The following is a 19,250-nucleotide window of genomic DNA, read 5'->3' on the forward strand; positions in this document are numbered from 1 at the left end:
GTGTTCCTTACGACTCGCCCAAATAGGCCTTGATCACTGCCGGGTTGTTGCGGATTTCATCCGGCTTGCCGTGGGCCAGCGGGGTGCCCTGACTGACCACGAAGATGCGGTTGGAGATGCCCATCACCAGCTTCATATCGTGCTCGATCAGCAGCACCGAGACCCCGAATTCGTCCCGCAGGCTCATGATCAGCTCGTCCAGCTCGTCGGTCTCCTTCGGGTTGAGGCCGGCAGCCGGTTCGTCCAGCATCAGCAGCTCGGGGCGGGTCGCCATGCAGCGGGCGATCTCGAGCCGGCGCTGCTGACCGTAGGCCAGGTTGCCGGCGGCGCGGTTGGAGAGATCCTTGAGCCCCACCTTATCCAGCCAGAAGGCGGCCTGCTCCAGCCCCTCCTCTTCAGCACGGCGGAACGAGGGGGTCTTGAACAGCCCGGCCAGAAAGCCGGTGTTGAGGTGCCTGTGCTGGGCAACCAGCAGGTTCTCCACCGCCGTCATCTCCTTGAACAGCCGCACGTGCTGGAAGGTACGCACGATTCCCTTGCGGGCGATGAGGTGACCGGGTAACCCCTGGATCTCCTCACCCTTGTAGCGGATGGTGCCGCCGCTCGGGCGATAGAAGCCAGTCAGGCAGTTGAAAATGGTGGTCTTGCCTGCGCCGTTGGGGCCGATGATGGAGATCACCTCGCCCTTGTCGATATCCAGCTTGACCCCATTGACTGCCAGCAACCCTCCGAAGCGCATCGACAGATCAGAGACTTCCATTAACTTCTGATGAGTACTCATTTCTTCAACTCCAGATGCGGACGGGTCATCGGCAGCAATCCCTGTGGCCGCCAGATCATCATGAACACCATCAAGAGGCCGAACATCAGCATGCGGTACTCGTTGAACTCGCGAGCCAGCTCGGGCAACACAGTCATCACGATGGCCGCCAGCACCACCCCGATCTGGGAGCCCATACCGCCCAGCACCACGATGGCGAGCACGATGGCCGACTCGATAAAGACGAAGGATTCCGGGCTGATAAAGCCCTGCCGGGAGGCAAAGAAACTCCCCGCAAAACCGGCGAAGGTAGCGCCTATGGTGAAGGCGGTCAGCTTGATGATGGTGGGGTTGAGCCCCAGCGATTTGCAGGCGATCTCGTCTTCCCGCAGCGCTTCCCAGGCGCGGCCAAGGGGCATGCGCAGCAGGCGGTTGATGACGAACAGGGTGGCGATCACCAGCACCAGCGCCATCAGGTAGAGAAAGATCACCTTGTGGTTGGCGTTGTAGGCGATGCCGAAGAACTCGTGGAAGGTCTCGAAGCCGCCATCTTTGACGGTGCGGTTGAACTCCAGACCGCCCAGGGTCGGTTTGGGAATGCCGGAGATACCGTTGGGGCCGCCGGTCAGGCTGGTCATGTTGTTGAGCAGAATCCGGATGATCTCGCCAAAGCCGAGGGTGACGATGGCCAGATAGTCCCCCCGCAGCCGCAGCACCGGGAAGCCGAGCAGGAAGCCGAACAGGGCCGCCAGCCCACCGGCGATGGGCAGACACTCCCAGAAGCTCAGTCCGAAGTAGTTGTTGAGCAGGGCGTAGCTGTAGGCGCCGACCGCATAGAAGCCGACATAGCCGAGATCGAGCAGACCGGCGAGGCCGACCACCACGTTCAGACCCAGCCCCAGCATGATGTAAATCAGGGTGAGAGTGGCCAGATCGATGGCACCGCGAGAGGCCATAAAGGGCCAGCTCACCGCAAACAGCAGCACCAGAATGGCGGTGGTGTTGTAGAGGCGTGGCGCCTCCTCCTGACTCGGCAGCACCAGCTTGCCAAAGCCGACCGAGAAGCCGCTGATGGAGGCCTGGAACAGCTTGGCAATCTGGCCGCGCAGCAGCTGGAACCAGAACACCAGGGTCGCGCCGCCCAGCAGCCAGGCCAGCGACACATCGAGGCGACTCACCACCAGCAGGCGGGAACCATCGGTCTCCAGCTTGAAGCCGAGCAGCCAGAAGGAGAGCACCAGCAGCACCAGGCTGGCGATGCAGGCATGGATGAATTGGCGTTTCATCATACTTTCTCCACTTCCGGGCGGCCCAGAATGCCGGTCGGCATAAAGAGCAGCACAAAGATGAGCAGGGCGAACGCCATCACATCCTTGTATTCGGTGCTGAGATAGCCGGCGGTGAGCGCTTCCACCACGCCGAGCAACAGACCACCCAGCACGGCGCCGGGAATGCTGCCGATGCCGCCCAGTACCGCGGCGGTGAAGGCTTTCAGCCCGGCCATAAAGCCGAGATAGGGGTTGATGACGCCGTAGTACATGCCGAGCAGCACCCCGGCAACGGCGGCCAGCGCGGCCCCCAGCACGAAGGTGATGGAGATGACCACGTGAGTGTCTATCCCTAACAGGTTGGCCATCTTGATATCTTCCGAGCATGCGCGGCAGGCGCGCCCCATGCGGGAGCGACCGATGAACTGGGTCAGCGCCAGCATGGTGACGAAGGTGATCACGAAGATGATGAGCTGCATATAGGAGAGGCTGGCCTGAAAGCCGTCAGCCTCGCCCAGGGTCCAGCCGCCGGAGATGAGGCTGGGAATGGCGATATCCCGCGAGCCCTGCGCCATTCGCATCATGTTCTGCAGGAAGATCGACATACCGATGGCGGAGATGAGGGGGATCAGCCGGTTGCCACCGCGTAGCGGCCGGTAGGCGACCCGCTCTATGGTCCAGCCATAGGTGCCGGTGATGACGATGCTGACCAGAAAGGCGCCGCCCAGCAGCAAAACGGTGCTGTCGATGCCCATCATCATGAGCCCCGCCATCACCATGAAAGCGACATAGGAGCCGATCATGTAAACCTCGCCGTGGGCGAAGTTGATCATGCCGATGATGCCATAGACCATGGTGTAGCCGATGGCGATCAACGCATAGGTGCTGCCTATGGTTAGCCCGTTCAGCAGCTGCTGAACGAGATAAAGGAGGTGTTCGGACATACTGCGTTCCCTGTACTTGCCCGCAAAGAGAGGAGGGGGCGAGTCGGCTCGCCCCCGATCGGCAGATTATTTGAGTTGGGTAGAGGTACCGTCAGCGTGCCACTGGAACACACCGAATTCGAAGCCTTTCAGGTCGCCGTTCGGTGCCCAGTTGAGCTGGCCCATCACGGTATCGACCGGCGCAGCCTTGATGGCGGCAGCAACGGCAGCCGGATCCTCGTCACCCGCCTTGGCGATACCGGCAGCCAGGGTTTGCACCGCGGCATAGGTAGTCCAGACGAACGGGCCGGAGGAGTCCTGACCCTTGGCCTTGAACGCCGCAACCAGCGGGGCGTTGGCCGGCACCAGATCATACTTGTTCGGCAGGGTTACCAGCAGACCTTCGGAAGCCGGGCCACCGATGGCGGAGATGTCCTTGTTGCCTACCCCTTCCGGGCCCATGAATTTGGCCTTCAGACCCTTCTCGCCAGCCTGACGCAGGATCAGACCCAGCTCCGGGTGATAGCCGCCGTAGTAGACGAAATCGACGTTCTCTTTCTGCAGCTTGGCGATCAGGGCGGAGAAGTCCTTGTCACCGGCTGTGATCCCTTCAAAGGCCACTACTTTCACGCCAGCCTTGTCCAGCGCCGCTTTCACGCTGGAAGCGATGCCTTCGCCATACTGCTTCTTGTCGTGGATAACGGCGACGCGCTTGGGTTTGACCTGCTCGATGATGTATTTGGCGGCAGTCGGGCCCTGATCGCTATCCAGACCGATGGTGCGCAGGGTCAGCTGGTAGCCGCGCTCGGTGATCTTGGGGTTGGTAGAGGCGGGGGTGATCATCAGGATCCCCTCGTCTTCATAGATGTCGGAGGCGGGCAGGGTGTTGTCGGAGCAGAGGTGGCCGACCACGAATTTGACGCCGTCGTTCACTACCTTGTTGGCGACCGCGACGGCCTGCTTGGGATCGCAGGCATCGTCATAGACGATCGCTTCGATCTGCTTGCCCTTGATGCCGCCTGCCTTGTTGATCTGCTCGACCGCCATCTTGCCGCCGGTGAACTGCATGTCACCGTACTGGGCGACCGGGCCGGTGACCGGACCGGCGATGCCGATCTTGATGGTATCGGCGGCATGGGCCATGGAAACTGATCCAAACAGAGCCAAAGAAACCGCTGCCTTTACTGCCATTCTTCCAAAATTATTCATTGATTCATCCTTTAATCAGTGGATTGTTTCATTCCCGTGTGCCTTTCCGGATCCAGATCCTGCATGTCCGGCAGTAGATAAGGTTCTATCATTCCTCACGGGGCAATAACAAGATGTTAAAGATACTAACCAGAGGGGGTCGCGAGCGGGTATTTTGAAATAAATGACCTGTTTTAAAATAGAATTTGGAGTTTAATTTTGAAAGTTGGTGTTAACATCTCGGTAACCAGAGGCGGCCTGGATAAACGCCAGAGGATTAATCTGACGATATTTTACCCTGATGCTGCTCCCATTTTGACCACAACCCGTTTGCGCAAACAAAAATGAGCGCCTAAATTAGCCAGCATTGACAATTCCGTGGCAGAGCTCGTTAAAACCAAGCCTTTATTCGGGAAATCTGCTAATGTTCCGCCTTTGAAAGTCAGGAGACAGAGATGGCAACAATCAAGGATGTCGCCTCCCGTGCAGGCGTATCCATCTCCACCGTCTCACATGTGCTCAACCACACTCGCCGGGTCAGCGAAGACGCGACCCAGAAAGTGATTGAGGCGGTGGCAGAACTCAACTACGCGCCCAACTCGGTAGCGCGCAGTCTTAAAATAAATTCGACCAAAACCATCGGCATGCTGGTCACCACCAGCGTGAACCCCTTCTTTGCGGAAGTGGTGCAAGGGGTGGAAGCCTACTGCTTCGAGCAGGGCTACAGCCTGATCCTCTGCAACACCGAAAACCAGCCGCCCCGTCAGCAGCACTATCTGCGCATGCTGATGGAGAAGCGGGTGGACGGCCTGCTGGTGCTTGGTACCGATATCGATGCTCAGCTGCGCGACATGCTGCGTATCCACAAGAACGTGCCGCAGGTGGTGCTGGATTGGGGAACCGAGTGCGATTTCGCCAACGTTATCAATGACAACGCCCGTACCGGTGCGCGCATGGCCATGCGCTATCTGATGGAGCAGGGCCACCGCGACATCGTCTGCATCACGGGTCAGCTCTCCAAGCCGACCACCCAGCAGCGACTGGACGGGGTGCGCGATGCGCTGGGCGAACACGGTCTGACTCTGAAAGAGGAGCAGATCTTTGAAGGGGATTACGAGAGCCAGAGTGGTTTCGATGCCATGCAGCGCATCCTGACCCTGCAGCCTCGCCCGACCGCGGTCTTCGCCTTCGACGATCCCATGGCGATCGGCGCCATCTGCGCTGCCTGGGAAGCCGGGATCAAGGTGCCGGACGATATCTCCATCATCGGCTACGACGATGTGGAGATGGCGCGCTTCTCCAGTCCGCCGCTGACCACCATCCGTCACCCGAAGGCCGAACTGGGCCAGCTGGCGGTGAAGCATCTGGTCAGCCGGATCCGCAACAAGGAGCTGGAAGTGGAGTCGATGACGGTACAGCCGGAGCTGATCGTCCGTCGCTCGGTCAAGCCGCTGCGCTGATCCTTCCCTGTTTGCAACGAGAAACCCCCTCCATCGCGAGGGGGTTTTTGTTTATGGCCTGTTTGGGCTGAACGGGAGCAGGGACGCGGGGTATCAGCTGTTTTTTGCAACAGTTTGACCCGGCTCGCAGTTTCTTTGTTGATGGTTTGATCACTATCAACAAAGGGTTAAGTTCTGATGGACTCCCTCTTTAACCGCTCCATCCTGTAAGTTGGGTATGACTGTCAAGGATGGTGTCTTATGTTCCCCCCTCGCAAATTGGGCCACCAGATCACGCTGCTGGCGATCAGCGGAATCGTATTGCTGGCCGTGGTGCTGCTCACCTTCAATCTGTTTGAGAACCGCCAGCGAGCGCTGATGGCCGAACAGGGTGCACTGCAAACCGAGCTGCAAAATATCGAATCGGTGATCCGCAATGCCAGCCATGAAACCATGCTGGCGGCAACCCTGATTGCGCAGCGGCCCGACGCCGCTAGGGCGGTGGCAGACCAGGATTGGCAGACCCTCGCCAGACTGTTCGACCCGGTTTGGCCAGCCCTGAAGGCGCAGGGGATCCAGCAGTTCCACTTTCACATTCCCCCGGCCACTTCCCTTTATCGGGTGCACAAGCCTGCCAACCATGGCGACGACCTCTCGACTACCCGGTTGGCAGTCGTCGAGGTAAACCGCAACCATCAACCGGTGGGCGGGCTGGAGACCGGTCAGGGCGGCACCGGGATCCGTGGCGTGGTGCCGGTTACTTTCAACGGTCAGCCGGTCGGCTCGGTGGAGTTTGGCCGTGCCCTCGATGATTCGCTGTTTGCCGATCTGCTGGGGCAGGGGAGTCGGCTCGCCATCTATCTGTTTGATCAGGGTAAGCCGGTAATGCTGACCGGCACATCCATGCTCGGCGAGTCGGCGGAGTGGTATCAGGGAGTGTTGGCGGGCGAGAGCTGTTTCACCACCATCAGACAGCAGGGGCGCGATTTTCTGGTGATGGCGGCGCCGCTGCGCGACTTCTCCGGCAAGGCGGTCGGCATCATTGAGCTGGCGCGGGATCACAGTGTGGTTGCCGCTGCGCTGGCGCGCCAGAGCTGGCAGATGGTGATGATCGCCCTGCTCGGCACCGTCCTGATTGCGCTGGCGTTGGTGTGGCTGCTGGGCCGTCTCAACCGCCCGTTGCAGGAGAGTGTCAGGGCGCTGGAGGCGTTGGCCAACGGTTCCGGCGATCTGGGTAGCAAGCTGCCGGTTGCCGGGCCGGAGGAGACCCGCCGCCTCGGCGTGGCGTTCAATGCTTTTGTCGGCAAGATCCGTGACACCATCAGCCAGCTGACTGCCACCCTCGGCGAGCTGGCTGGCGAGAGCGAGCGGCTGTCACGCAGTGCGGCGGGCAACCTTGGCAGCATGACGCGCCAGCAGGAGCAGACCACCCAGCTCGCCACCGCCATGACCGAGATGACCAGCACGGTGCATGAAGTGGCCAACAACACGGCGCAGGCTGCCGAAGCGGCCAACGAGGCGGACAATCAGGCGATCACCGGTGATGCGGTGGTGCAAGAGAGCGTCACCATGATTGAGCAGCTTGCCGACGAGATAGCCAGCGCCGGCCAGACCGTCAAGGAGGTCGCGCGGGCGAGCGAGCAGATCGGTTCGGTGCTGGCAGTGATCCAGTCCATTGCCGAACAGACCAACCTGCTGGCGCTCAATGCCGCCATCGAGGCGGCACGGGCCGGTGAGCAGGGGCGCGGTTTTGCCGTGGTGGCGGACGAGGTTCGCTCGCTGGCAGGGCGCACCCAGCACTCCACTGCCGAGATCAACAGCACCATCGATCAGCTGCAACGGGCGGTCGGTGCGACCGTGGGAATGATAGAGCACAGCGTGCAGCGGGCGGGCGAGACGGTAGAGCGAGCCAATCGGGCGGGCGATGCGCTCGGCAATATCAAGGGAGCGGTAAATAGCATTCGCGACATGAACACCCAGATCGCCGCCGCCTCGGAGGAGCAATCCTCGGTGAGCGACGAGATCACCCGCAATATTGTCAGCGTTCACGAGATCTCGCAGGCGACCACGTTGGTGGCGCGGGATACTGCCCAGATTGCTACCCATGTGGCGACCCTGGTGGACAAACTGGGGGATCTGGCCGGTCAGTTCCAGGATGGTTCCAACGTGCGGATGGTATTGAGTCGGGCCCGTGCCGCCCACATGGGCTGGAAGACCCGGGTGCGGGCCTATCTGGATGGGCAGGAGGGGTTGTCGCGCAGCGAGGCGGTGAGTGACAAGGAGTGCCGTCTTGGTCGCTGGTATTTCAGTGAAGGGGCGGCCTGTTGTTGCAATCAGCCAGCCTTCAAGGCGATCGCCACGCCTCACGCCAGATTGCATCAGGTAATCCAGCAGGTTATCGAGCTGAAAAACCAGCACAAGCATGCTGAGGCAGAGGCGCTTTACCGCGAGCTCGAACATAACTCCGAACAGGTGGTGGGTTACATAGATCAGCTGTTGCAGGAGATGACCAGAGCGGAGCGCTAGCGACGGCGCAGATAGAAAAGGGCTGACAGCGATGTCAGGCCCTTTTTCATTGCGTGGTTACTCGGTCATGGCTGAGCCGGAAAGAATTACTGGATAGAGACCGACAGGGTATGGGGCACCTGCTCGCCACGGCGGGCGGAGGCGCGCATCTGATAGACCTGGATCAGATATTTGCCGGAGGCAGGCAGCTTGCCCTGCCACTGCTCGCCGACTGCGCCCGAGCTCAGCGCTTCGGCCTGACCGGGCACCGCGCCGGGGGCAAAGACGTTGAAGTTGGCATTGCTGCTGCCGGAGATGCCGACCGTCATGGTCTGGCCCGCTTTGGCGACCAGCGTGTAGTTGATGGTGTCATAGCCTGCGAAGGTGCCCTTGATCTGGGCACTGTGGGCTCCCTTGGTGAACTGCACCGGTACGGTGGTCACCTTGTCGGCCGCCTGAGCACCGGTTGCCATGGCCAGAGTCAGCAAGACGGCCATTATGGATCTCTTCATCTCTCAACCCCCCCCTGTTTATTAACTATTTAATCAACAAAGCCTGCTATTTTACGCCGACAGCTTACCAGACGCAGCGTCATGACCCGGTAACATCACCAAGTGTGGTCGTTTATGGCCTGGCGGGACGCGATCTTTATGCAGCCAGTTATCCCATGGAGGCAAACGGATATGTGAGCCGGGCCTTGCTCCTGATACAGACCGATCCGCAAAGAGGTCGTTTGGCCGCTAAGATGAGATGAAGAGGAAGAATGGGAAATTAACCCTCTAAACTCAACATTGACACCGAATATGGACATGGACTCAACCTGACGAGGACGTTGTATGCTGTATCGCTGGCTTGCCCTCTACTCCCTGCGAACCTTCACCCTGTGGTGCGTTGCCCTGATAGTGCTCACTTTGTTTGCGACCAGCGTGCTGGATCAGCGCTTGAGCCGACAGATGGCCGCCATGGACGAAGAGACCGCCCACCTCAATAGCACCCAAAACCTGTTGCAGGAGCTGCGCTACCACACCACCCAGATCCAGCAGTTTCTGACCGATGCCTCCCTGACCGGCGATGCCGGCTCAATGGCCGAGGCACGCAGCCACTCAGAAGCTGCGCAGGCTCTGTTGCCTTCACTGGCGGAGGACAAGCTTGATCTGCAGCAACTGCTACAACAGCAGATGGCGGTGGGCCAGCAGATGGTCACCGCCTATCAGCAGCAGGGGGCCGAGGCGGGCAACCGGGTGATGAAAGCCGATGGTAGTGGCTTTGATGCTGTTTCCGCCTCCATCGCCGACCTGGTCGGCGGGGCGTTGCAGCGCCATGGGCAGGAGCTGGCCGACAATCGCGAATCCAACCTCGCGCTGCAAGAGAGTTTCGAGACCCAGATGGTGGCGCTGCGGCTGCTCACCTGCCTGCTGGTGCTCGCCATTCTGGGCGTTCTGCTGCTCAAGGTACTGGTGCCGCTCAAGCAGCTGGATCGCAACCTCGAGAACCTGGCTCACGGCAGCAAGAACCTCACCTTTCGCCTGCCGGTGATCGGGCGGGATGAATTTGCCAAGCTGGCGGTAACGTTCAACCACTTTATCGGCGATGTGGACCACATCATTGCCACGGTGCAGGGGGTGGCGGAGCAGAACAACCGCAAGATTGGTGGCCTGAAAGAGCAGACCGATCGCACCCGACAGGGGATGGTTCAGGTGCAGACCAATACCGACATGCTGGCCACCGCCATCAACGAGATGGCCAGCACGGTGCAGGAGATCGCCCGCAACACCGAAGAGGCGCGGCTGGAGACCGAGCAGACCCAGCGCGAGGCGCTTACCGGGCAGGGTCGGGTCGAAGAGGCGATGGAGATGATCCACAAGGTCGCCAGCGGCATGGAGCAGGCGGCTGGCACCATCAACCGGCTGGAGCAGGAGAGCAACCAGATCGGCGAGATCGTCAACGCCATCCGCGCCATCTCCGAGCAGACCAACCTGCTGGCCCTCAACGCTGCCATCGAAGCGGCCCGCGCTGGCGAGCAGGGACGCGGCTTTGCGGTGGTGGCCGATGAGGTGCGCACCCTGGCGAGCCGTACCCAGAACGCCACCGTCGAGATCCAGCAGAAGATTGAGCAGCTGCAGCGGCGCACCAGCGAAGCGGTCAGCACCATGCACGAGACCACCCGTCAGAGCGAACAGGCGGTGGTGCAGGCGGGCGAAGCGGGGCAGACCCTGCATGCCATCGTCTCGGCGGTCGAGCGCATCACCGGGCTCAACACCCAGATTGCCACCGCCGCCGAGCAGCAGTCACAGGTGGCCGAAGAGACCAACCGCAGTGTGGTACAGGTGGCCGACATCGCCCATCAGACGTTGGCGCTTACCCTGCAAAGCTCCCGCAGTACCAAGGAGGTGGGCTTTGGCAGCGAAGAGATCCGCCTGCTCGGCAGTCAGTTCCAGGTCAGCCATCGCACCGAGCACGCCAATAACGAGGATATCGTCCACTGGAGCGAGGCCTTCAGCGTGCAGGTGGCCGAGATAGATCGCCAGCATATCGGCCTGTTCGATGCCATGAACCAGCTCTACCGCTCCATTCAGGATGGCAGCGGCAGCGATCAGGTAAAACAGCGGCTCGACCGGCTGGTGGGGCTGGCCAAACAGCACCTGCTGGACGAGGAGAAGCTGATGGAGCGGGCCGGTTACAGCCAGCTCACTCCCCACAAGGGGGTTCACGTCAAGTTGCTGCAGGATCTGGAGCGCCACCTCGGCAGCTTTGCCCGCGGCGAGCCCGATGCCGACCTCAATATCGTCATGTTCCTCAAGAGCTGGCTGATCGACCATATCTTCCGGGTCGACAAACAGTACGTCCCCGAGCTGCATGCCGCCGGGATCCACTGATCCCGCCGCTTGCCCAACAACCAAACGAATCGAGGCGCCCATGGCGCCTCGATTCGTTGATAGCAAAAGCAGGAATAGCGGTAGCCGCTTACAGGCTGGCGAAATCCACTTCGGGCAGGGTTTCGAAGCCGGGGCGGGCAAACAGATAGCCCTGCATCAGGCTGACGCCCATCTCCCGCAGGCAGGCCATCTCTTCGCTGGTCTCGACCCCCTCCGCCAGCGGGGTGATCTGCAACTCGGCAAGCAGGGCCAGAGAGTGGCGCACTATGGCTTGCCGGGTCGGGTCATGGTCGATGCCGCGCAGCAGGTGCATATCGAGTTTGACGATGTCGGGGCGAAAATCGGCCAGCAGGCTGAGGCCCGAGTAACCGGCGCCAAAGTCATCGATCGCCGTCTTGAAGCCGAGCGCCTGATAGTGATCGACGATGCCGCGAATATGGCGGTTATCCAGCACCTGCTCCACCTCGGTGAACTCGAACATGATCTGCTCGATGGGAAAGAGATGCTCGCGGGCCGCCTGCAGGGTGGTGCGGATGCAGCGCTCCGGGCGGTAGACCGCATTGGGCAGAAAGTTGATGCTCAGTATGCCCCGCATATCGAGCCGGGCGGCCAGCGCGATGGCCTTGATCCGGCACAGCTGGTCGAAGCGGTAGCGATTGCCGTCGTTGACCCGGGCAATCACGCTCTGCGCCGGCTCGTTGTTGAGCCCCCGCACCAGCGCCTCGTAGCCGAAAATGGTGCGCTTGCTGCAATCGACGATGGGCTGAAAGGCCATGGTGAAGTCGAAGTCGAGATCTGCTTTCTCCTGACACAGCTGGCAGATGGCGGGGGACGGGGCGGCAGGTATATCCATGACTCTCCTCTCGGGGCGTGGCGGCGCTGGGGACTGACTCAAATGATAACAGCTCGGCTCCGCCAGCAGGGTAATTTCCCGGTAATACGCAGCCACTCCTCCTGAGGTACCAAACGTTACCCCGTTTTCTGCAGGAAATGCGGCAAGGGCGGGCGCGGATGGCCTCGCTTGTTTGCCAGAGATCGGGCGATGCCCCGCAGGCACCCGTTATCGCCGCTGGTGGCCGCCAACTCCGCCAAGGCAGTCGGTATAAACAAAATTTATGGGTTTTCGGATAATGACCCAATTTTTACTTATGCATGTTTACAGTGTGCCCTGATGCCGCTGATTGGCCCATTCACGGCTCGCAAAGGGCAATGGCCGGTCTTGATCAACCGGCATAGAGCGCCAGCCACCGCCCTGCAGGTTCGATTAGCGCAGCATCATCGGACGAACGAGAGGTTTTGGTTGTTGCCGTGCAACAGAGGCGGCCAGTCGGAGGGGGAAATTTGGCTGGCCGTTATGGCGGGAGAATCTATTTACGCGAACGTCCGATTACGCCTAAAGGCTAATCGAACCGACAAGTTGGAAATTTATCGATGTTTTATTTACACCACGAGTTGCCCGTTATCATGAGGCAAGCATGATATATCAATATTTAAGTTTGATGTTTGTCACATCATGTTTAGTTCTTGAGGTTGAAATATAAAGTCTTCTGGTGACGCTGGGATTCATATGGTTAAATTCATTGTTGTCAGAGACAACTCATTATTTATTAAAATATAAATTTCAGGCTAAATATTGCACGGAGAATTTCCCATGATGTTAAAAAAACTGGCACTGGCATCCACTGTATTGGGCACCTTGTTGTTGGCTGGCTGTGCCAGTGTTCCAATGGAAAGTGCTCAGGAGAGTGTCCGGTTAAAAGCCTTCCCTGCGCCGGAAAGTAATATGGCAGGTATTTACGTATACCGAGATAGCTATATGGGGAAGGCGCAGAAGAAAGACATCTATATCGATTCTGAATGCCTTGGTGAGTCAGCTAACCATACCTTTTTCTATAAGCAGGTAGCGGGTGGTAAAAATCACGAACTCTCTACCGAGTCGGAATTTTCAGATAACAAAATTTCTGTTTTTACTGAGCCAGGTAAAAACTACTTTTTCCGTCAAATTATAAAAATTGGTGTTTTTGTCGGTGGAGCCAAGCTTGAGGCTGTTCCCGAGAGTGAAGGTAAGCGCGTGATCTCCAAAGTAGATGTACAGCTTGCGAAATCGGGGGTGTGCAGCAATTAATCATCACAAGGAAAATATATAATTAAAATGCAGTTGGCATTTTTGGGGGGATAGCTTAGCTATCTCTCAAAATAAAAACGGCGCCTTAACGGCGCCGTTTTTAATATCACTCAACCCAACCAAGATCACTGCAGCAGGGAGATATCCGCGACTTGCAGGAACAGGTTGCGCAGGTTGTTCAGCAGCGCCAGACGGTTGGCCTTGAGGGCTTCGTCGTCGGCCATCACCATCACTTCGTTGAAGAAGGTGTCGACCGGCTCGCGCAGGGCGGCCAGACGGGTGAGGGCAGCCTGATAGTCGCCGGCAGCGAACAGCGGGGCCAGTTCGGCTTGCAGTTCGGCAACCTGGGTGGCCAGCGCTTTCTCGGCGGCATCGACCAGCAGTTCCGGTTTGACGGCAGTCGGCAACTCGCCTTCAACCTTGGCCAGAATGTTGCTCACGCGCTTGTTGGCGGCAGCCAGTGCCAGTGCGGCATCCAGCGTGCGGAAGTGGCTGACGGCCTTGACGCGACGATCGAAGTCGAGCGGACGGGTCGGGCGGCGGGCCAGTACGGCCAGCACCACGTCGGCACCGATGCCTTCGTCCTGATAGGCGGCACGGAAGCGGCCCAGCATAAAGTCGACCACGTCGGTGACGACGGTTTTGTTGGTCAGCTTGTCGCCGTAGACGCGTACCGCTTCTTCAACCAGTTCAACCAGATCCAGATCCAGCTGCTTCTCGGTCATGATGCGCAGGGCACCGATGGCGGCGCGACGCAGGGCGAACGGGTCCTTGTCACCCTTCGGCAGCATGCCGATGCCGAAGATACCGGCCAGGGTGTCGAACTTGTCGGCCAGCGCGACGGCGCAGGCAACCAGACCGGACGGCAGGGCATCACCGGCAAAGCGCGGCATGTACTGCTCGTTGAGGGCCACGGCCACTGCTTCGTCTTCGCCATCGTGACGGGCGTAGTGCATCCCCATGACACCCTGGGTGTCGGTGAACTCGCCGACCATGTTGGTCATCAGGTCACACTTGGAGAGCAGACCGGCACGCTTGGCCTGAGCCACGTCGGCGCCGATACGCTCGGCGATAAAGCCGGCGACGGTCTCGATGCGCTCGACCTTGGCCTTGACGGTGCCCAGCTGTTGCTGGAACAGCACGGTTTCAAGGCGCGGCAGGCGGGAGGCCAGGGTCTGCTTGAGGTCGGTCTTGAAGAAGAACTCGGCGTCAGAGAGACGGGGGCGAACCACCTTCTCGTTGCCGCTGATGATCTGGCTCGGGTCTTTGGACTCGATGTTGGTGACGAAGATGAACTTCGGCAGCAGCTTGCCGTTCTTGTCGTAGACCGGGAAGTACTTCTGGTCACCCTTCATGGTGTGCACCAGCGCTTCAGCTGGAACGGCCAGGAACTTCTCTTCGAAGTTGGCAGTCAGCACCACCGGCCACTCGACCAGTGCGGTCACTTCTTCCAGCAGGGCGTCGTCCAGATCGGCTACGCCACCGAAGGCGGCAGCGGCCGCTTCGACGTCAGCCTTGATCTTGGCCTTGCGCGCCATGAAGTCGGCAATCACCATGCCGCGCTCCTGCAGGATCTGCGGGTACTGGCTGGCGTTGTCGATGGTGAATTCGCTCTCGCCCATAAAGCGGTGGCCGCGAAGGGTACGGGCAGAGTCGATACCCAGAATGTGGGCGGGAACCAGCTCGCCATCCAGCAGCAGGGTCACGGTGAAGACCGGACGCACGAACTGGATGGTCTTGTCGCCCCAGCGCATCATTTTCGGGATCGGCAGCTTGGCCAGTGCGGAGGCGACCAGCTCGCCCAGCAATTCTTTGGCCGGACGACCTTCAATCTTGGCGGTGTGAACCAGCCACTCGCCCTTGTCGGTGACCAGACGCTCGGCCTGCTCAACGGTGATGCCGTTGCCACGGGCCCAGCCTTCGGCAGCCTTGGTCGGCTTGCCTTCGGCATCGAACGCCTGAGCCACGGCCGGACCGCGCTTCTCGACGCTCTTGCTCGGCTGTTCGCCGGCCAGCTCGCTTACCTTCAGCGCCAGACGGCGCGGTGAAGCAAACCACTCAACGTCGCCAAAGGCCAGATCGGCCTTGGTCAGTTCGGCTTTGAAGTTGTCGGCAAAGGCTTCGGCCAGGGAGCGCAGGGCTTTGGGCGGCAGCTCAGCAGTACCGATCTCTACCAGAAATGTATGTTGTGCCATGTCCGTTCCTTAACCTTGCTTGTTCTCACTGCGCTGACACATAGGGAAGCCCAGCGCTTCGCGGGAGGCGTAGTATGCCTCTGCCACGGCCTTGGTCAGGGTGCGAATGCGCAGGATGTAGCGCTGACGCTCGGTGACCGAGATGGCCTTGCGGGCATCCAGCAGGTTGAAGGAGTGAGCGGCTTTCAGGATGCGCTCGTAGGCAGGCAGCGGCAGCGGTTTTTCCAGTGCCAGCAGATTCTGGGCTTCCTTCTCGTACTGCTCGAAGCAGTGGAACAGGAACTCCACATCGGCGTGTTCGAAGTTGTAGGTGGATTGCTCCACTTCGTTCTGGTGGAACACGTCGCCGTAGGTGGTCTTGCCCAGCGGGCCGTCAGACCAGACCAGATCGTAGACGCTGTCCACGCCCTGAATGTACATGGCCAGACGCTCGAGACCGTAGGTGATCTCGCCGGTGACCGGTTTGCACTCGAGGCCGCCAACTTGCTGGAAGTAGGTGAACTGGGTCACTTCCATGCCGTTCAGCCACACTTCCCAACCCAGACCCCAGGCACCCAGAGTCGGGTTTTCCCAGTTGTCTTCCACGAAGCGGATGTCGTGGATTTCAGGATCCATGCCCAGCTCTTTCAGGGAGCCCAGATAGAGTTCCTGAATGTTGTCGGGGGAAGGCTTGATGATCACCTGGAACTGGTAGTAGTGCTGCAGGCGGTTCGGGTTTTCACCGTAGCGGCCGTCAGTCGGACGGCGGGACGGTTGCACGTAAGCGCAGGCGATGGGCTCCGGGCCCAGGGCTCGCAGACAGGTCATGGGGTGGGAAGTACCGGCACCCACTTCCATATCCAGCGGCTGAATGATGGTACAGCCCTGGCGGGACCAATAGTCCTGCAGCTGCAGGATCAGGCCCTGAAAGGTTTTGACATCGAATTTTTGCATAATTTTTTTCGCGCGAAATGAAAATCAGAGCAAGATTTGCTGAATGTGAACCGAGGGAGTATACCGTCTGGCATGGTCGGATAATAGGCGAAATTGCAGCGGATTCGCGGGATGGTGCTGCGCTCTGGCTGGTCGGGCGGGCTGTCCGGTATATGATGTGAGCAGTGCCGCCTGTAGAGTGGGCAGGGTCGGGGAAACCGCTGAAATAACGAGGGAGAGGAAATGGAACTGCGCTGCGCCTGGGTGACCAAAGACCCGGAATACATTGAATACCATGACAAACAGTGGGGCAGGCCGGTCTATGACGCCCGCGAGCTGTTTGCCAAGCTCTGCCTCGACGGCCAGCAGGCGGGACTGTCGTGGATCACCATCCTCAAGCGCACCGAGAGCTATTACCGCGCCTATGCCGACTTTGAGCCGCAGCGTATCGTGCAGTTCGCCGAGCAGGATGTGGAGCGGCTGATGCAGGATAGCGGCATTATCCGAAACCGGCTCAAGGTGCAGTCGATCATCAAAAACGCCCGCGCCTATCTGGCGCTGGAAGCCGAGGGCATCGACTTTGTCGATTATCTGTGGGGCTTTGTCGGCGGTGCCCCCATAGTCCACCAGCGCCAGGGTAACGGCGACATTCCGGCGACCTCGCCGGAGTCGGATGCTATGTCGAAAGCGCTCAAGAAACGCGGTTTTACCTTCGTCGGCAGCACCATCTGCTACGCCTTTATGCAGGCGGTGGGGATGGTGAACGATCATCTGGTCAGCTGCCCCTGCCACGCCGAATGCCAGCAGGCCGCTCGCCAGCCCCGCACATAGTTCTGTCAAACCGGCCCCGAAAACAACAATGCCAGTCATGGCTGACTGGCATTGTCCGGTTGCTGGCAAGCTGAAGGAGGGTTATTTCACCCCCGCTTTGATCATGCAGTCGCTGTACTGCTTGTCCACCCGGAAGATGTGGTTGAGCAGCCAATTCTTGAGGAAGATGATCATCTCCATATTGCGCTCCTGCTCGTCTCCCCCTTCACGGCGGATCAGGGCGCCCAGCTCGGCCAGCAGCTTGGCATGCTCCTGCTTGTGGCGTTGCAAGTCGGGGTAGCAGGCCAGCTCCATGCTCTTCTCTTCATCGGCAAAGTGCTGGGTCGCCAGCTTGAGCAGCTCGTCCAGCCGCTGTTTGCGCTGCTGGGGCGAACTGTTGTCACGGACGGCGTGGTAGAAGCGGTTCATCGCCTCGAACAACCCCTGATGCTGGCGGTCCACGCTCGGCACGTTGACCATAAAGGATTCGTTCCAGTGCAGCAGATCTTGCTCGTTGCCGTTGAGCGCTTTTGAGTTGACCTCGAACTGATCGCTGACCAGACGGATCTCCTCATTGGCCTGATTGAGATCCCGGGTGTGGGTGCGGCTCTCGCGCGAAAGGTCCAGACACTCGCGGGCGATGTTGGCGACCAGCATGACGTTGCGGTTGGTCTCTTCGGTCACCTTGGCCTGCTGCTCCGCGGCGGTGGCGATCTGGCCGTTCATGTCGGCTACCCGGGTGATCGCCTCGACGATGGCTCCCAGAGTTTCGCCGGTGCCGGCCGCCTGATTGACCGCCTGCTCGCTGACATTGCGGGTGGTGTGCATGGTGTTGACCGCATGGCGGGTGTTGTTCTGCAACGCTTCGATCCGCTGCTGGATATCGACGGTGGCCGCCTGGGTACGGATGGCCAGCTGGCGCACCTCGTCGGCCACCACCGCAAAGCCGCGCCCCTGTTCGCCGGCCCGGGCCGCCTCGATGGCGGCGTTGAGGGCCAGCAGGTTGGTCTGTTCCGAGATGGTGCGGATCACCTGCAAGATGTTGCCGATCTGGGTGCTCTCCTGATCCAGCTGGGTTACTTCTCCGGCGGATTGCTCAATATGGTCGGCGACCTGGCGGATCAGGGCGATGGTCTGGCTCACCTGCTGCTGGCCATCGTGGGCCTGCTGTTGGGTGAGCAGGGTATCCTGACTGGCCTGCTCGGTGTTGTGCTCGATGTTGTGGACGGTGGCGGTCATTTCGTTGATGGCGGCCGCCAGCATGTCGGTGTTTTGCTGAGCCTGCTGCATGCTGTTGAAGGTGCTGCCGGAGTGGTTCATCAGCAGAGCCATCTTGTCATGAGTCTTGTGGGAAACCTGCTGCACCGAGCCGATCAGGCTGTCGATATTGTCGAGGAAGCGGTTGAACACCTTGGCCAGATAGGCGAATTCGTCCTGCCCCTGAATGCGCAGCCGGAAGGTGAGGTTGTGGCTGTGATTGGCCAGCTCGACCAGCTGGGCCATCAGTTGTTGTAACGGTTTGACGGTTTTGAAGTGGATCAGCAGCAGCATCAGCATGATAACGGCCAGGCTGACGACCAGCAGGATCATATCCTGGCTCTGCAGGGTCTGGTTCTGATTTTCAATGACAAGCTCCTGCTGCTCCAGTTGTTGCCGCTGCTGTTCGAGCGCCTGTTCGACAGCGCTGGATATGCTATCGGTCAGCGCATCGAAGCCCTGATCCGGCTCTTTCATCAGGCGGTTGCCCGCCTCACGTCCCTCTTTGAGATAGGCATCGACCATCCGCTTGCCCACATCCAGCTGACGGGTCAGTAGGGGGGTGAGGGCACTCTGCAACCGGGGCAGGGTGTCGAGTAGCTGACGAGCCGCCTGAGCATGCTGCTCCGCCTCGCCGATGGAGTCCTGCTCCCCCGATACGGCGGCATCGGTGAGGAATTGTTGTACCTGGGTAGTGTGGTAACGCAGCTCCTGCAGCGCTATCTGGGCGTTGGTGATCTTGATCACTTCGCCCGGTAGCAGTCCGAGCTGGTTGGTCAATGTGCTGCGCCAGATGTTGCTCAGTACCATGGTCAGCAAGATGATGAGGCTTGCCCCCAGCAGCAGGCGCCGGATCGATATATTGCGAAGCAGTGAAGACATGGAACCCTCGGATGCCCTATTGACAGTACCTTCAATAGTAGTCAATGGAGCCACCCAACGGACTGCCTTTAATCGCAGATCCATTCTCTTCATCAGGTTTTCCCCTCTGG

The 19,250-nt window shown here is 59.7% G+C and carries 14 protein-coding genes; 5 read left to right on the forward strand and 9 right to left on the reverse strand.

Annotated elements, in window-relative coordinates; genetic code table 11:
* Nucleotides 1-7: 7 nt before the first annotated feature.
* The 4 genes from livG to AAHA41_RS20195 all read right to left on the reverse strand — a co-directional run bounded on the left by livG (nt 8) and on the right by AAHA41_RS20195 (nt 4,160).
* The gene (gene livG / locus AAHA41_RS20180) at nt 8-781 is read right to left on the reverse strand and encodes a high-affinity branched-chain amino acid ABC transporter ATP-binding protein LivG (RefSeq protein WP_041210591.1); all 774 of its coding nucleotides are present in this window, start codon (nt 779-781) and stop codon (nt 8-10) included.
* Nucleotides 778-2,046 (reverse strand): high-affinity branched-chain amino acid ABC transporter permease LivM, encoded by a 1,269-nt coding sequence (locus tag AAHA41_RS20185; RefSeq protein ID WP_033112866.1) that lies wholly within the window; start codon nt 2,044-2,046, stop codon nt 778-780. The genes livG and AAHA41_RS20185 overlap by 4 nt, the downstream gene beginning before the upstream one ends.
* The gene (livH, locus tag AAHA41_RS20190; protein WP_323070768.1) at nt 2,046-2,972 is read right to left on the reverse strand and encodes a high-affinity branched-chain amino acid ABC transporter permease LivH; all 927 of its coding nucleotides are present in this window, start codon (nt 2,970-2,972) and stop codon (nt 2,046-2,048) included. The genes AAHA41_RS20185 and livH overlap by 1 nt, the downstream gene beginning before the upstream one ends.
* A gap of 66 nt (nt 2,973-3,038) precedes the next feature.
* Complete coding sequence (locus AAHA41_RS20195) at nt 3,039-4,160, reverse strand: branched-chain amino acid ABC transporter substrate-binding protein (protein ID WP_033112864.1); 1,122 nt, start codon at nt 4,158-4,160, stop codon at nt 3,039-3,041.
* 434 nt (nt 4,161-4,594) lie between these two features.
* Here AAHA41_RS20195 and AAHA41_RS20200 point away from each other — a divergent pair, with 434 nt between their 5' ends.
* Nucleotides 4,595-5,599: a substrate-binding domain-containing protein gene (locus AAHA41_RS20200; RefSeq protein ID WP_033112863.1), complete on the forward strand. Its 1,005-nt coding sequence runs from the start codon at nt 4,595-4,597 to the stop codon at nt 5,597-5,599.
* Nucleotides 5,600-5,839: 240 nt separating this feature from the next.
* Nucleotides 5,840-8,104 carry a methyl-accepting chemotaxis protein gene (locus AAHA41_RS20205; protein ID WP_323070769.1) on the forward strand — a complete coding sequence of 755 codons (2,265 nt, stop codon included), beginning with the start codon at nt 5,840-5,842 and terminating at the stop codon, nt 8,102-8,104.
* 86 nt (nt 8,105-8,190) lie between these two features.
* On the opposite strand, the gene AAHA41_RS20210 is transcribed toward AAHA41_RS20205, so the two are convergent.
* A complete protein-coding gene (locus tag AAHA41_RS20210) occupies nt 8,191-8,595 on the reverse strand; it encodes a g-type lysozyme inhibitor (RefSeq protein WP_071914724.1) in 405 nt (134 codons plus the stop codon).
* Nucleotides 8,596-8,919: 324 nt separating this feature from the next.
* Here AAHA41_RS20210 and AAHA41_RS20215 point away from each other — a divergent pair, with 324 nt between their 5' ends.
* Nucleotides 8,920-10,959: a bacteriohemerythrin gene (locus tag AAHA41_RS20215; RefSeq protein WP_323070770.1), complete on the forward strand. Its 2,040-nt coding sequence runs from the start codon at nt 8,920-8,922 to the stop codon at nt 10,957-10,959.
* Nucleotides 10,960-11,047: 88 nt separating this feature from the next.
* Here the strand turns inward: AAHA41_RS20215 and AAHA41_RS20220 are convergent, their stop codons facing one another.
* On the reverse strand, nt 11,048-11,812 hold the full coding sequence (locus AAHA41_RS20220) for an EAL domain-containing protein (RefSeq protein WP_323070771.1): 765 nt from the start codon (nt 11,810-11,812) through the stop codon (nt 11,048-11,050).
* 798 nt (nt 11,813-12,610) lie between these two features.
* On the opposite strand from AAHA41_RS20220, the gene AAHA41_RS20225 reads away from it, so the two are divergent.
* Nucleotides 12,611-13,084 (forward strand): DUF2846 domain-containing protein, encoded by a 474-nt coding sequence (locus AAHA41_RS20225; RefSeq protein ID WP_043850516.1) that lies wholly within the window; start codon nt 12,611-12,613, stop codon nt 13,082-13,084.
* Between the two features lie 125 nt (nt 13,085-13,209).
* Here AAHA41_RS20225 and glyS read toward each other — a convergent pair whose 3' ends face one another.
* Nucleotides 13,210-15,279, reverse strand: coding sequence for a glycine--tRNA ligase subunit beta (gene glyS, locus AAHA41_RS20230; RefSeq protein ID WP_043850517.1), 2,070 nt, complete (start codon nt 15,277-15,279; stop codon nt 13,210-13,212).
* Nucleotides 15,280-15,288: 9 nt separating this feature from the next.
* Entirely contained in the window at nt 15,289-16,212 is a 924-nt protein-coding gene (gene glyQ / locus AAHA41_RS20235; RefSeq protein ID WP_005339464.1) for a glycine--tRNA ligase subunit alpha, read from the reverse strand.
* Nucleotides 16,213-16,434: 222 nt separating this feature from the next.
* Between glyQ and AAHA41_RS20240 the strand changes: the two genes are divergently transcribed.
* Nucleotides 16,435-17,022, forward strand: coding sequence for a DNA-3-methyladenine glycosylase I (locus AAHA41_RS20240; RefSeq protein WP_043850518.1), 588 nt, complete (start codon nt 16,435-16,437; stop codon nt 17,020-17,022).
* 81 nt (nt 17,023-17,103) lie between these two features.
* Here AAHA41_RS20240 and AAHA41_RS20245 read toward each other — a convergent pair whose 3' ends face one another.
* Nucleotides 17,104-19,140 (reverse strand): bacteriohemerythrin, encoded by a 2,037-nt coding sequence (locus AAHA41_RS20245; protein WP_323071149.1) that lies wholly within the window; start codon nt 19,138-19,140, stop codon nt 17,104-17,106.
* Nucleotides 19,141-19,250: the final 110 nt, after the last annotated feature.

The sequence above is a fragment of the Aeromonas sp. SER genome, from assembly GCF_038739615.1.
In the GTDB taxonomy this organism is placed as follows: domain Bacteria; phylum Pseudomonadota; class Gammaproteobacteria; order Enterobacterales; family Aeromonadaceae; genus Aeromonas; species Aeromonas jandaei.